We start from the raw sequence: 15,883 nt of genomic DNA on the forward strand, positions 1-15,883 counted from the left end.
ACCGGTTAATGATAGCAATTGCTTTGGAGCTTTTCGAATCTTGTCGTATTTCATGTGTGATTACTAAATCACAAAAGTATGTAAAAAAACGCTTTAATAAACTATTAAATATAAACTCTATTAAATATCATATTTTGAAGTGGAGCTTTTAGTTCGGAATGACAGAAAGAAACCAGTTCATAATTAATTCACAAAATGTTAAATATTTCAATAGAAATACAACATCATTATCTATACACAAAAAGATGCCATGATGTTATTATCCCTGCCAAGAAAAATACGTTTAAAGCTTATTTTCTTTTTTTCGTATGTTATAAAACCCAAAGTAAGACAGCAAAAAGTATGGGTATGTTATTTATTATCTTTCTTTTTACTAATTTTGTGCTTCAAATCAAATATCCCAACTGAATTGAAATTATCTGCTCTACAAGAAGTTTTTGACTCTCATAAAAATATCCCCGCAGTTGTTAGTCTTTTGGCAAAAGACAGAAACATCCACATTAAAGGTTTACAAGGCTCTTCGGATGCCATGTTTGCGGCATCATTATTCAATAAAACCAAAGATTGTTATCTCTATATTCTCAATGATAGCGAGAGTGCCGGATACTTTTATCACGACTTACAGCAAATATTGGGAGGGGATAATGCTTTGTTTTTCCCATCAGCATACAAAAGAGCAATCAAATACGGTCAGATAGATGCGTCGAACGAGATTCTCCGTACCGAAGTACTGACCAAGTTGCAAAGTAATAGCAAGCATTTTATCATTGTTTCTTATCCCGAAGCCATAGCGGAGAGAGTTGTATCGAAAAATATCTTGCAAGAGAACACACTGCATGTTGTTGTAAACAAAGAGGTAGAACGCGGATATATTTCAGAAAGGTTAGACGGTTTCGGTTTCGAATATGTAGATTACGTCTATGAACCCGGTCAATATGCCATTCGTGGTAGTATCCTCGACGTATTTTCCTTTTCTCACGAATTTCCTTATCGTATCGATTTTTTTGGCGACGAAGTGAGTTCAATCCGTACATTCGAAGTAGAGACCCAGTTATCGAAAGATAGATTGCAACAGATACAGATCATACCCGATATGCAAAAAGGTGATCTGGAACGCGAATCTATTTTAAATTTGTTATTGAATAATACAATTGTAGGATTCAAAGATTTTGATTGGTCGGCAGAAAAAGTAGAAGCGGTTTATAATGACTCCACTCTATTGGATAATCCCGAGTACGAGAAAGACATACAGAATAAACTTATTACTCAAAAAGAATACCTTAGCAAAGTAAATAGTTTCAAACATATACACATCGGTGTGAAGCCGCATAGTCTACCCGATAGTACCATTAGTTTCGAAACATTTCAACAACCCTTGTTTCATAAAAATTTCGATCTGATAAGTGAGTCATTAGGCAACTATATCCAAAAAGGATTCACTATTTACATATTGAGTGATAGCGAGAAGCAACAAGCCCGCCTTAAATCGATATTTGAAGACAGGGGCGATAACATACAGTTTACAGCTGTGGACAGAACCCTATCGCAAGGATTTGGCGACGAACAGCTAAAAATATGTTGCTTTACCGATCATCAGATATTCGATCGTTTTCACAAATTCAATCTCAAGACAGAACGTGTCCGATCGGGAAAAATAGCACTGTCGGTAAAGGAAATACATCAATTTCAGATCGGAGATTATATAGTACATATAGATCATGGTATTGGTCAGTTTGGCGGACTTGTGCGTTCCAATATGAATGGAAAAATGCAGGAGTTAATCAAACTTATCTATCTTAATAACGACTCTATATTCGTTTCGCTTCATTCCCTACATAAAATATCGAAATACAGAGGAAAAGAAGGAACACCGCCACGTGTAAACAAACTGGGCAGCGGTGCATGGAACAGAGTAAAAGAAGGAGCTAAAGCCAAAGTAAAAGATATAGCCCGCGATCTTATCGCTCTATATGCCAAGCGAAAAAATGAAAAAGGATTTCAGTTTTCTCCCGACTCTTTTCTTCAACACGAACTGGAAGCATCATTCGTATACGAAGATACGCCCGATCAACTGAAAGCGACCATCGATATTAAGCACGATATGGAAAATATCAAACCTATGGATCGTCTGGTATGCGGCGACGTAGGTTTCGGGAAAACGGAGGTAGCTATGCGTGCAGCATTCAAGGCTGTGGCCGATAATAAACAGGTGGCAGTTTTAGTTCCTACAACAGTATTAGCTTATCAACATTATCAAACATTTAAGAATCGTTTCAAAGACTTTCCGTGTAAAGTCGACTATATAAGCAGAGCACGTACGGCTAAAGAAATAAAAGCAATATTAAAAGAACTTGAAGAAGGCAAAATTGATGTACTTATCGGTACACATCGAATAGTTAGCAACGATATATTGTTTAAAGACCTCGGATTGCTAGTCATAGACGAAGAACAAAAATTCGGAGTGGCGGTGAAAGAAAAATTGAAAAAAATGAAGGTGAATATCGACACACTTACTATGTCGGCAACACCTATTCCTCGTACACTTCAGTTTTCGCTGATGGGTGCGCGTGACCTTTCGACAATCGAGACTCCCCCACCCAACCGATATCCGATACAGACCGAAGTGCATACTTTCGAGCCTGAGATTATACGTGAAGCTATCGAATTCGAAATGAGCCGTAACGGACAGGTATTCTTTATTCACAACAGAATAAAAAGCATCCACGAACTCGAAGATATTGTTCGTCGCGAAGTACCTGATGCACGCATTGTGGTAGGACACGGACAAATGCCACCCAACAAGCTGGAAGCTATTCTTGTCGATTTTATCAATTACGAATATGATGTACTTATTTCGACTTCGATTATAGAATCGGGAATCGATGTATCGAATGCCAACACTATCATAATAGACAATGCACAAAACTTCGGATTGAGTGATCTGCATCAATTGCGTGGACGTGTAGGCCGTAGCAATAAAAAAGCATTTGCTTATCTGTTAGCACCTCCGCTACATACACTTTCGGCCGAAGGACGCAGACGCTTGCAAGCAATCGAAAATTTCTCCGATTTAGGGCACGGTATCCATATTGCAATGCAAGATTTGGACATACGTGGTGCAGGAAATCTTTTAGGTGCAGAACAGAGTGGTTTTATTGCTGACTTAGGGTACGAAGTATATCAAAAGATATTGAACGAAGCAGTCAACGAACTCAAAAACGAAGAATTTGCAGATGTTTATCATGAGGTAAATGAGGATAACAAAATAATAGGAGACAATTTTGTAGAAGACGTGCAGATAGACAGTGATCTTGAATTGCTATTCGCCGCCACTTACATTCCTAACGATTCGGAACGTATTACCCTCTACCGCGAGTTAGATAATATGAACAGCGAGCTGGATGTTATGAATTTCATCGGCAGACTGGAAGACCGCTTCGGTAAAATACCGCAAGAAGGACGCGAACTGATACTTGTTGTCCGCCTGAGAATATTAGCAAAAGCACTGGGAATAGAAAAAGTAACGCTTAAGAACGAACGTATGAGTTTATTCCTCATTTCGAACATAGAATCTCCCTATTACCAATCGGAAGCATTCGACAAACTGTTGACTTATGTACAAAAATACCATCGCAACTGTGAACTGAAAGAGAAAAACGGCAAACGTTCTGTTAGTATCAAGAATGTACCAAGTGTAGAGACAGCCTGCATGATATTAGACGAAATTTCGAAAGCAAACCAAATAACATAATAAAATTAGTAACAAACAAATGAAAGACACACAACGGATTGATGTGGCAGATGCCCTGAGAGGATTTGCTGTAATGGGAATAGTGCTAATTCACTGTCTCGAAAACTATAACTTATTTAACTTTACACCTATTGATAACGATTGGATGAAGTTTGCCGATACAGCTATAAACAGTTCGGTATTTTTTATTTTTGGAGGGAAAGCTTACGGAATGTTTGCTTTGCTATTCGGATTCAGTTTCTTTATTCAGGATAATAATCAACTGAAACGAGGAAATGATTTCAGACTTCGTTTCCTTTGGCGATTAGTTTTACTATTCATTTGGGGTATGCTCAACTCGCTTATTTATACAGGGGATGTTCTTTCGCAATACGCTCTCATTGGTATCTCACTTATATTGGTATGCCGTTTCTCTACAAAAACGGTTTTGATTATCGCCACAATTCTTGTATTGCAACCAACAGAATGGTTTAAAGTTTTTTCCGCATTATTCAATCCCGATTATGTACCTGCTCAAAGTATGGTGGGTTATCATTACGATCCGCTGACCAAAGTATTACTCAATGGTAATTTTATGGAATCTCTCAAAGTTATGGTTGAGCATAGCCAACTAGGGACTTCAACGTGGGCTTTCGAAAATGGGCGATTCCCTCAGATTGCTGCTTTATTTATGTTCGGAATGGTGATTGGACGAAAAGGATTTTTCTTACTTAACGATGAGAATACAAAGAAATGGATACGCGGAATGGTAATTGCAGTTATATGCTTTTTCCCTTTAATGGGATTAGTTAGCATGCTACCTAATTTTGTTACAAACTCATATATTCTGACACCGTTACAAGTAATAATCAGATCGTATGCAAATGTTGCATTTATGACTTTTCTTATCTTGCTTATTCTATTAATCTTTTATAAGACAGTAAAAGGGCACAAAGTTCTGGCTTTATTAATTCCTTATGGAAAAATGAGTCTTACAAACTATCTTGTACAATCTGTTATCGGTGGATTTATATTCTACAGCTGGGGATTAGGCCTTTCTACATCTATGACTATATCATTCCTGATAGGTGTCGCTATATTCTTAGTACAGTGCTCATTCAGTCATTGGTGGATGAAGCGATACAGACATGGACCATTGGAGTATATATGGAAAAAAGCAACTTGGATAGGTACTAAAAAACAATAGATAGAATCAAGCTATTGTATTATATAAAAGAAGAAGGCTATTGGTAATTCCAATAGCCTTCTTGATCAAGCAAAAGCGTCTTCATTTATCATACTCTTCTACGCTCTGTCTTAGTAGTGTTAGTGTTTTTAGCATTCATAGTTATTTCTCTTTTTTCTTCTCTATATTTTGTACGTAGTTCTTCTATCCTGCGAGCTTGCTCTTCAGGAGCTATACGGCTCATTTCTATTGCTTGCTTCTCTTTCTTAAAATTGCTCTTCAAGCTATCCAATTTAGCAACAGTTTGCGCATCCAGATTTCGTCTGCCGCCGGAACGCTTTCCGCCATGCTTTCTAAATTCTCTCGAGGGTTTTCCTTGCTCTTTCATCTTAGCTTGTTGCTCAGGGGTAAGGATGGCATTAACAGCAGCCCGATGTTGCTCTCTCGATTCTTTCGATTTCGATCTGAATTCTTCATTCAATGCTCTTATCTGTACCTCCTGAGCGGCTGTTAAATTCATCTCTTTAGAGAATCTTTCTCCTGATCTTTTTCTTCCGTCAGATCTGTTATCCGATTGCTGAGCAAGGTCTTTATTACGTCTCGATTTTCTGTTCTCTCTCTTATCTGTTTGTTTGTTAAGGTCGGAAAGTCTACTTCTTTGTTCCGTTGTTAGTACATTTTGCACTTGTACTTTGTGCTGTTTAGACAGCTCTTGTCGTTTTGCTCGTTTGTTTTCTTTCGTAATACTTGTATCTGCTCTTAGTGCTTCAAACTGTGTTTTAAAATCGGCATCTAACGATTCTACTTTCTTTTGTTGTTCATCCGATAAACTTAATTCCTTAGGTAGAACAGTTTTTCCTCTGTTGCCAGCTTTGCCTTTTTGTTGTCCGGCAAAAACTGTTAGTGATGCACTTAAAAATATTGCTAGTGATAAAAATACTTTTTTCATGATCTATAATTATTTTATTTGTTTGTTATTATTTCTCGTTTCTGTAAGTTAGATGAGAAAAGGTAGGCAAGGTTTAATAGATTTACATTCTTTAGTATTTATCAAAAATATAAACCGAAAGCAAAAAAGCGTTTATATGACACATCTCAGATATAGTTTAATCATATTTGGCAATGGCTATTTTTTAACTTTCATAAAGATAAATACCGGCATATATATTAGACAGATTAATAATGGAATGACAGCTAATCCGTCTTTTTATTACACAATATAGGCTATTATATACATCTTTTTTTACTAATTTTGTTGCAAAATGAAACGAGCTATTTCAATTAATAATACAAAATGAAAAACGTGAAGAAAACTCTATTATCGATTCTAGTACTATCGAGTGTCACCATGTTAGCACAGAAAAAAACAGATTTTGTTGATCCTTTCATCGGAACAACAAAAATGGGACATACATTTCCGGGTGCTTGTGTGCCTTTCGGAGGAGTTCAGTTAAGTCCTGATACAGATACTATTCCACATAGTATTAATGGTAAATATCAAGCAGATGCATATAAATACTGTGCAGGCTACCAGTATGAAGATAAAACAATTGTTGGTTTCAGCCATACACATCTAAGCGGTACAGGTCACTCCGACTTGGGAGACATCCTTATTATGCCTACAACAGGCGAATTGAAACTGAATCCGGGTACAGCAGACAATACTGATAGCGGATACCGTTCGAGATACTCACATTCTACCGAAAAAGCAACTCCAGGTTACTACGAAGTAGTATTGGACGACTATAAAGTAAAGGCTCAACTGACAGCTACCGAACATACAGGTATTCATAAATATACATTCCCTTCGGCTCAACAACGTATTATCTTAGATATGGTGCATGGCATCTATAACTATGATGGCAAAGTACTATGGGCAAACCTGCGTGTTGAAAATGATACATTGCTTACCGGTTATAGAATAACACGCGGATGGGCACGTACCAACTATACTTATTTTGCAATATCATTGTCGAAACCAATCAAGAACTACGGGCATATCAATAAGGAAAATGTACCCTATAATGGTTTCTGGCGCAAATTCGATGTAACTAAAAATTTCCCCGAAATAGGTGGACGTGGTATTGTAGCTTACTTCGACTTCGATGACAATACTGACAATACATTAGAATTAAGAGTCGGTATTTCGGCAGTAAGTACATTAGGTGCTATTGCAAATCTGGAACACGACACAAAAGGCAAAACGTTCGACCAATTAGTTGCTCAAGCAGAGAACAAATGGGAAAAAGAGCTTAGTGTGTTCGATGTACAAGGAAGTAAAGATCAAATGACGATGTTTTACACATCGCTTTATCATACAATGATCAACCCTTCTATCTATATGGATGTAGACGGACAATACAGAGGTCTCGATCATAATATCCACAAAGCAGAAGGATTTACCAACTATACAGTATTTTCACTTTGGGATACATACCGCGCATTGCACCCTCTATACAATATATTCCAACGCGCACGTAATACCGATATGGTAAAATCGATGCTTGCACATTATCAGCAAAGCGTACATGGTATGCTTCCCGTATGGTCGCACATGGGTAACGAAAACTGGTGTATGATCGGTTATCATGGTGTAGCTGTTGTGGGCGATGCTATTGCAAAAGGCTTGCCTATCGATAAAGCATTGGGGCTGAAAGCGATGATGAGCAGTGCCAATGTTCCATATTATGACGGAACAAAAGAATATCTTGAATTAGGTTACGTTCCATACGAAAAAAGCCGTAGCGGTTCGTCTATCACGCTCGAATATGCTTACGACGACTGGGTTATCTACAACACAGCTAAATTAATGAATGACACTAAAGACGTTGATACTTATCGTAAGAGAGCATTAAACTACGAAAACGTATTCGACAAGAACATTGGTTTTGCCAGAGCTAAACTTGCCGATGGTAAATGGAAAGAGCCTTATAGCTTATTAAATACACATGACGAAGGTTTTATAGAAGGTAACTCATGGAATTATTCGCTTTATGTACCACAAGATGTAAAAGGTCTGATTAATCAGGTAGGTGGTGATAAGAAATTTGTTACACGTCTCGATTCTCTATTTACAATGCACCTTCCTGATGAGTTTTTTGCTAACACAGAAGATGTTACACGCGAAGGACTTCTTGGAAACTATGTGCATGGTAACGAACCAAGTCACCACGTAGCATATATGTATATGTGGACGCAACAACCTTGGAAAACTCAATATTGGGTACGTGAGATTATGAACAAAATGTATCGCCCCGGTATCGACGGATTATGCGGTAACGACGATTGCGGACAGATGTCGGCATGGTATATCTTCACTGCTATGGGATTCTATCCTGTAACACCGGGCAGCACACAATACATTATCGGTGCGCCTTATCTGCCATCAGTGAAACTGACATTAGAAAGCGGTAAAGTATTAGAGATAGAAGCTAAAGGTGTGAGCGACACAAACAGATATATCAAATCGCTTACATTCAACGGTAAACCATACACTAAACGATTTATCGAACATGCCGATATTATGAGTGGTGGCAAACTGGTATTCGAAATGACCAACAAACCTAACAAATCGGCATTCTCGAACGAACCACAGGCTATTCCTCAATCGTTGAGTAAATAAGAAGGATAAACCACAGATTACTTTATATAGAAAGGGCTGAAATTTAGTTTTCAGCCCTTTTACTTTGAAGACAAAGTGTCTAAAACTAATAGATTTATTCACAGAATATTATAAAAACAGATAAATAATTATCAATACTGATTAACATTAGATAAAAAGCTCTACCTTTGCGCACCGAAACAAAATAGCCATAAAGATGGTTTACATATAATGACATTTGACAATTTAAAACTCATAGAGCCAATATTAACGGCTCTTCAACAAGCAAATTATACTACCCCAACCCCTATTCAGAGAGAAGCGATTCCAATTATACTGGATGGTACTGATTTGTTGGGATGTGCACAAACAGGTACAGGAAAAACTGCCGCTTTCTCAATTCCTATTATCCAAAAACTGGCTGAGGCTTACAGACCCGCCAGATATCAAAATATTAAGGCGTTGGTATTAACACCAACCCGTGAGCTTGCTATACAAATAGACGAATCGTTTGAAGCATACGGACGCAATACCCAACTTCGTCACACAGTGGTATTCGGAGGTGTTTCGCAGAAAAACCAAACGGATATACTCAAGAGAGGTGTCGATATTCTTATCGCTACTCCGGGACGGTTACTCGATCTGATCAAACAAGGATATATCAAACTGAATACCATCGAGTTCTTCGTACTAGACGAAGCAGACCGCATGCTCGACATGGGTTTCATTCACGATATAAAGCGACTGCTCCCACTCCTTCCCAAGAAGCGACAAACACTGTTCTTCTCGGCTACTATGCCACCCGAAATTGCCAAGCTGGCAAATTCGATGTTGTATAACCCGAAAAAAGTAGAAGTTGCCCCTGTATCATCTACAGTAGATACAATCGAACAATCGGTTTACTATGTAGAGAAGAAAGACAAAATAGACCTGCTTATCGATCTGCTTCAAGATCAGAGCCTCGAATCTATTCTGGTTTTTGCCCGTACAAAACATGGTTCGGACAAAATAGCACGTATGCTCAATAAGGCAAATATCCGTACTGAAGCTATTCACGGCAACAAGTCACAGAACGCACGTCAAAATGCGCTAAGCAATTTCAAGAGCCGTAAAACGCGTGTACTGATAGCTACCGACATTGCAGCACGTGGAATAGACGTAGACAGTCTTTCGCATGTATTCAACTACGATCTGCCTAACGTACCTGAAACTTACGTACATCGTATCGGGCGTACAGGTAGAGCGGGGAAAAGCGGTGTAGCTATATCGTTCTGCGACAGAGAAGAATTACCTTTACTGAAAGATATTCATAAGCTGATAAAGAAAAATATTCCTGCTGTTACCGATCATGCTTATGTTGAAACCTCTTCTACGAATAAGCCTAAAAGTGAGGCAGCGAAACCGAAAGAACAAAGCAGCAACAATAATCGTCAGCCGAAAGTTATAAAAAGGCAAAAATAATTGAGGGTAAGAAACCTATTTATTATTTTTGACACTTGATTAATAAAAGAAAGTATTTAATGATCTGTTTTCAGATTATAACGTTCTATAGCTGTTTCAATCACAAAAGCAATAAAAAAGGTCTCAGACCTTAATAGTTTAAAACAATGGAATACAGACTAAATAAATACATCAGTAATTCCGGTTATTGTTCTCGCAGAGAAGCTGACCGATTTATAGAAAGCGGTAACGTAACCATTAATGGTAAACGTGCCACAATCGGCATGCGCGTACTACCCGGACAAAAGGTGAAAGTAAACGGCGAGCTGATCATAAACGACATAGAACCTGTATATATTGCACTCAATAAACCTGTGGGGATTGTCAGCACAACCGACCCGATGGAAAAAGACAATATTGTGAACTTCATCAGGCACGAACAACGCATATTCCCTATCGGCAGGCTAGATAAAGATTCTCAAGGATTGATCTTGCTGACCAATGACGGTGACATCGTTAATAAGATACTCCGTGCAGGAAACAATCATAAGAAAGATTACATAGTATCAGTAGACAGACCTATCACTAAAGACTTTCTGGAACGTATGGCGCAGGGTGTACCTATCTTAGACCGTGTAACACGCAGATGCGAAATATCACAGATAAACCCCTATACATTCAAAATATCGCTTATACAGGGTCTGAACAGACAGATCAGACGTATGTGTGAATTTTTCGGATATGAAGTAACCAAGTTGGAACGTATCCAGATAATGAACATCGAACTGGGTAATCTCGGACAAGGCAACTGGCGTGACCTTACTCATACCGAACTGGAAGGATTATTCGATATGCTCGATGCTTCTGAAAAAACCGAAGGGTCTAAGAAACCTGCCAACAGCAATAAGTCGTTCAATAAAGCTCTCGAACAATTCGATATAAAGACCGATTACCGCAAAGGCAGCATAGCTGCTAAGTATGGAAAGAAAGAAAAGAACGACAAAGCGGACAAACCTAAAGATAAATCGGGCAGTGCTCCTAAATCAGCTTTCTCTTCTGCTTCTGCGGATGAGACAGAAACCAGCCATAAGCCGAAGAAAAACAAAAGACCATCGAGCGGATTAAGAGTCGGCAAACAAAAGGTAGCATCGAATAAACCGAAGCCAAGACCAACGGAGAGATCAAAATCAGCTAAGCCGAAAACAGCTTCTTCTGCTAAACCGAAAGGAACTTCGTCAGCCAGACCAAAACCGAAGCCACAGGCTAAGAAGAAATAATACAAGTAAATTAAAAAAGGTAACAAAAGTAACACTTTTTACATTGTTTTTCTACTGTAACCTTTTTCCTATGTATGTAACTTTACAAGCCATATTTTATAGATAAATCTAAAGACAACTCGCAAGGATATAAAAAGCTCATAACCAATAATTATGAGCTTTTTTTGCATGTAATAAAACCCATTATTTAAAATACAATTTCATATATTTGTCAATTGATAACCATATTAACAAATATCCTATGAAAAATATCAGCCTACTCCTACTAGCCTTTCTATTCTTACAGTGCAGTATGAAGACACAATGTCCTGATAATATACATCCCCATGATTTAGTTCTGTCTACACCCGAAGCAGAAAACGTTCAGTCACAAGGTATACTCGACTTTATAGAGTCTATCGAAAAAAAAGAGATAAAACTGCATAGCTTCATACTGCTACGCCATGGGAAAGTAGTTGCCGAAGGTTGGTGGGATCCATATAAACCCGACGCCCGTCATATTATGTACTCGGTAAGTAAAATATTTACATCGACAGCCGTTGGATTTGCAGTTAACGAAAAGCTCCTGTCGCTCGATGATAAAGTAGTTTCGTTTTTTCCCGAATATAAAGACGCATACGCAGCAAACCCATATATGCAGGAACTCACTGTAAGAAACCTAATCACCATGACGGCAGGAAATGAACCGTGGCCCGATTTCAGAATGCGCAATATGGATTGGGTAAATGATTTCTTGAGTGCAGACCTCAATGAAAAAACAGCCAACCGATTTATATATAACTCGTATGCTACTTATATGGCTTCTGTTATTATACAGCGGGTTACAGGTAGCACGATGCTGGATTATCTTAAACCTCGTTTATTCGAACCGCTAGGTATCTCAGATATTGCAAGCGAACAAAGCCCGTCAGGATTTACCTGTGGCGGCTGGGGAATGAGTGTACTAACTGCCGATATGGCTAAGTTAGGGCAATTATACCTGCAAAAAGGAAAATGGAACGGTGAACAGCTTTTACCCGAAAGCTGGATCGAAGAAGCGTCGAGCATGCAAATAGACAACGGAGCTAATCTCTCACCTTCGGAAAGAGCACAAACCGATTGGGGGCAAGGCTACGGATATTTTATATGGCAATGCCGCCACAACGCATTCAGGGCAGATGGTGCATTCGGACAGCTTATCGTTGTGATGCCCGATCAGGACGCTGTGTTGGTTGCTACGGCAGATACACATGATATGGGTAAAGAGTTACAACAGGTATGGGATCATATTTTGCCTGCAATTTCGGATAAGGAACTACCCGAAAACAAAGACGCTTATAAAGCTCTGACTGCCAAACTTGAAAGCCTTGCTTTACCCGAACCTAACATGAAATCGGAGAAAGACAAAAATCCTGATTTCGCAGGAACATATACTATGGAGAAAAACGACTTAGGTATAGTAAGCATCGAAATAAAACAACAAAATAATCTTTGCAATCTGATTCTAAGAACAGGTTCTGCTACTCACAACCTCACTACAGGCAATAACAAATGGGAATACAGCGTCACCGACCGCAACAGTCCGTATTATAATCAGAGCTATCGCAACCCGATCGGCTTATCACCTTTCAAAGTGGCAGGATATTATACATGGAAAGATGCTCAAAATCTGCTTTTGAAATTAGTCTATTTGGAAGACAGTAGCTTTGAGAATTATAAAATTACGTTCGACGGTAAAAAAATAAATCTGCTATATACTAATAGTGAAGATGATAGTAAGCCGATAGAATTGGTCGGGAATTTGAATTGATAAGATAAAAAAAGCTCATGATATTACACCATGAGCTTTTTTTTGATTCCATTTTCTGACTGACGCGACATCTTCATTTATTTTTTCCCCTTTGAGATTCCAATCTATTATCCATACCAGAGAAATCGTCGTCCTATCTATCTCTGTCATCCCGATACGGAGTGAGGGATCTGTTCTCCTATAACAAGGAGTAGTCGGGATCCCTCACTCCGTATCGGGATGACAAAAAGCCACTCCTTAGAGTGGCTTTGTATATTCTTTTAGGTTCCTCCCCTTTGGCAAGGCGAGAGAGGGTGAATGTATCGGGATAGCAAGTTCTACTAAATATTTTATTAGTTATTATTCCTTCCCATATATCGAACTCACATTAAATTCTATACTTAGAAGTCGTCTTGACTTTTCAAAATGTTTTCTTTTTGTTTATTTTTTTACTCTCTTTGTCATGCTGAACGATAGTGAAGCATCTTCTAACCGAGATCCTTCGTTCCTCAGGATGACAAAATAATACGAAAAACAAAAAGTCAAGACGACTTCTTTATTTCTTTTGCTCAAGAATTTTTTCGAGCCATGTTATTTTACCTTTTTCTACTTCAAGAAGGCGTTCGTATAATTCTACTTTTTGATTACACAACTCGATTATTTCTTTTACAGGAGTATAATTATAAAGAATACCAGAAGAACTATCTGAAAATGTATTATTTTCAATATAATAATTATTATTTGTTTCCTCCTCCGTCGTTTTAATCTCTTCGACCGACACATCAAGAGCCTTAGCAAATCGTTCCAGCATTTCGTCATCGATCACCTGAGCAGATTCGTATCTCGATACGGTTTGTTGCGAAAGATGAACCATATCAGCCATCGCTTCCTGTTTGATACCCTTACCACGACGGATATCGCGGATATTATGTCCGTGATGAACTCTTTTTATCGATAAGTTTTCTGTTTTCATGTCTTATATTTTTATTCTTAAAGCAAATATACAAATCAAATGATGTGTATTTAACAAAAATATGAAAAAATAAACAGGTATGAGTAAAATTATGCGGTTTGCGAGTAAAATAGAAAAAATGAGTAAAAAAATTCTTTTTACTCTTGCCTTTGCTTCATTTTATCAGGAAATTTGCAATCATAATTAAACACCTTGTTACCCCTTCATACAATGATATAATTTTTGCATTCAAAATCCATTCCCTACCTGTAACTCACCAAATTGCTGACGAAAGCGGTGAGAGGATGTATGAAGGGGATAACTAAAAGAGGGTATCTCTATCTTTGGCAACGCCTTAATTATTTATATAGCTTCGCTTTTTTTACAGTGAAGTCGTCTTGACTTTTCAAAAGATTTTCTTTTTGTTTGTTTTTTTACTCTCTTTGTCATGCTGAACGATAGTGAAGCATCTCCTAACCGAGATCCTTCGTTCCTCAGGATGACAAAATAATACGAAAAACAAAAAGTCAAGACGACTTCTGTAAATTAATTCTTCTTGCAGCGCACCGATATCATAAAATTGCGATAGGTTGATTTTCTCCTTATCCCCCCCTCTCCTTGTACAAATATGCGTATCCAACTACCCGAAGAACTTTGAGATGAACTAGTCCAATATTCACCTACTGTTCCGTAAGCGTTAACACTATAACTTGATTCTTGGGCAGAAAAACCTGCCAACACAACATGAAATCCCCCCTTATGGGCAGGAAGGCTTTGTCCATACATCTTCGTACTTCCTGCTACAAAATCTACCGGCGGACATGTACTTAGCAGCGAATTTGCATAGCTGACAGCAGGATTAGTTATTGTGGTAGGGCGAGTGCTGGTCGTTGTAGCCCAAGCAGTATTCCAATTTGTTGCTGTCCCTGCCGGGTACTTGCTGTACAATTGCGGATTGTTTGCAATCTGCTGTTCCAATTGGTTCCACTCATAATCGCTTGGTAAATGCCAGCCATTGGGACAGATCCCCTGATATTGAGCTTGAGTTGAACTATTATCGTCTGTCGTTTCTACATCTGTAGCCCTGGCAGAAGCAGCCCGCCAGTTGTAGAGATATCCCAATGAGGGTTGTTTAGTAACATAGGCTGCATTTTTACCATCTCCTGACGGTGCAGGATATGCATAATTAGAAGTTGCAGGTTCGCCCAGTGGAAGACCAAGAGTGAGAGCCGGTTGCCCTGTTACATTTGTCGCATATTTACTCACCCGTAGATTCTCAACCATCCATGTACCTGCTGGACCGAAAGTAGCAGCCTTAAAATTATTACCATCCTGATCCTGATAGATTTGTACGTTCGAAGACATGGATGGGGCTCCTATCATGTCCCATTTTGTGCCATCCCAGACATACAATCCTTCGTAGCCATCTAGCGGATTAACACAGCCATTGGTATTGTATACCATAAGACCTATGTGTTCCTCTCGGTCGGGACGTGCAGTATTGGTCGGATCTATATCGTTCAGATTGGTTAAACTGTTCAAATACATCCTTGGCATACCTAGTCCTTTTAAGGAATTTGCTGCTCCATTTGTAATATTTGCTTGCTCCTTTAATTGAAGCAAAGCTCCGGCAACAGGGGCTTCATCATTCCCGATTGTTACTTGAGAATGAATGCCAGAATTAGCATACGTAGAGATAACAACTAATAATATTAGTCGAAAAATTTTACTGTTCATTGTGTAGAAAAGCATTAAGTTAAAGAAAAGTTAATTGGTCGTAGTTTTTATATAAAGTTTCCGTGACAAATATAGTCTTTTTTTATATGAAAAAAATATTTTAAACAAAATTATTCATTTATAACATCTTAAAAAAAATCAAACACTCGAAAACTCTTATAAAACGCTACATAGACCTACCCTTTAGAGGAT

9 protein-coding genes are annotated in these 15,883 nt (G+C 38.3%); 6 read left to right on the forward strand and 3 right to left on the reverse strand.

The features are described 5' to 3' along the window. The first annotated feature begins 409 nt into the window (after window positions 1–409). Together mfd and G7Y57_RS16220 are read left to right on the forward strand one after the other, a co-directional pair. The gene (gene mfd / locus G7Y57_RS16215) at window positions 410–3,751 is read left to right on the forward strand and encodes a transcription-repair coupling factor (protein ID WP_165026595.1); all 3,342 of its coding nucleotides are present in this window, start codon (window positions 410–412) and stop codon (window positions 3,749–3,751) included. A 19-nt stretch (window positions 3,752–3,770) separates the two neighbouring features. Further along, window positions 3,771–4,937 (forward strand): DUF418 domain-containing protein, encoded by a 1,167-nt coding sequence (locus G7Y57_RS16220; protein WP_165026597.1) that lies wholly within the window; start codon window positions 3,771–3,773, stop codon window positions 4,935–4,937. Window positions 4,938–5,025: 88 nt separating this feature from the next. Here the strand turns inward: G7Y57_RS16220 and G7Y57_RS16225 are convergent, their stop codons facing one another. Continuing rightward, window positions 5,026–5,865 (reverse strand): hypothetical protein, encoded by an 840-nt coding sequence (locus tag G7Y57_RS16225; RefSeq protein ID WP_165026599.1) that lies wholly within the window; start codon window positions 5,863–5,865, stop codon window positions 5,026–5,028. 345 nt (window positions 5,866–6,210) lie between these two features. Here G7Y57_RS16225 and G7Y57_RS16230 point away from each other — a divergent pair, with 345 nt between their 5' ends. The 4 genes from G7Y57_RS16230 (at window position 6,211) to G7Y57_RS16245 (ending at window position 13,023) form a co-directional block, all read left to right on the forward strand. Next, window positions 6,211–8,538 (forward strand): GH92 family glycosyl hydrolase, encoded by a 2,328-nt coding sequence (locus G7Y57_RS16230; RefSeq protein ID WP_165026601.1) that lies wholly within the window; start codon window positions 6,211–6,213, stop codon window positions 8,536–8,538. 210 nt (window positions 8,539–8,748) lie between these two features. Beyond that, window positions 8,749–9,978: a DEAD/DEAH box helicase gene (locus G7Y57_RS16235; RefSeq protein WP_165026602.1), complete on the forward strand. Its 1,230-nt coding sequence runs from the start codon at window positions 8,749–8,751 to the stop codon at window positions 9,976–9,978. A gap of 146 nt (window positions 9,979–10,124) precedes the next feature. Next, window positions 10,125–11,234: a 23S rRNA pseudouridine(2604) synthase RluF gene (rluF, locus tag G7Y57_RS16240; protein WP_165026604.1), complete on the forward strand. Its 1,110-nt coding sequence runs from the start codon at window positions 10,125–10,127 to the stop codon at window positions 11,232–11,234. 241 nt (window positions 11,235–11,475) lie between these two features. Further along, window positions 11,476–13,023 carry a serine hydrolase domain-containing protein gene (locus G7Y57_RS16245; protein ID WP_165026606.1) on the forward strand — a complete coding sequence of 516 codons (1,548 nt, stop codon included), beginning with the start codon at window positions 11,476–11,478 and terminating at the stop codon, window positions 13,021–13,023. A 535-nt stretch (window positions 13,024–13,558) separates the two neighbouring features. On the opposite strand, the gene G7Y57_RS16250 is transcribed toward G7Y57_RS16245, so the two are convergent. Together G7Y57_RS16250 and G7Y57_RS16255 are read right to left on the reverse strand one after the other, a co-directional pair. Then, window positions 13,559–13,975 (reverse strand): helix-turn-helix domain-containing protein, encoded by a 417-nt coding sequence (locus G7Y57_RS16250; RefSeq protein WP_165026608.1) that lies wholly within the window; start codon window positions 13,973–13,975, stop codon window positions 13,559–13,561. 525 nt (window positions 13,976–14,500) lie between these two features. Beyond that, the gene (locus G7Y57_RS16255; RefSeq protein WP_165026610.1) at window positions 14,501–15,691 is read right to left on the reverse strand and encodes an FISUMP domain-containing protein; all 1,191 of its coding nucleotides are present in this window, start codon (window positions 15,689–15,691) and stop codon (window positions 14,501–14,503) included. Window positions 15,692–15,883: the final 192 nt, after the last annotated feature.

It is taken from the genome of Dysgonomonas sp. ZJ279 (assembly GCF_011039205.1).
Classification (GTDB): Bacteria; Bacteroidota; Bacteroidia; order Bacteroidales; family Dysgonomonadaceae; genus Dysgonomonas.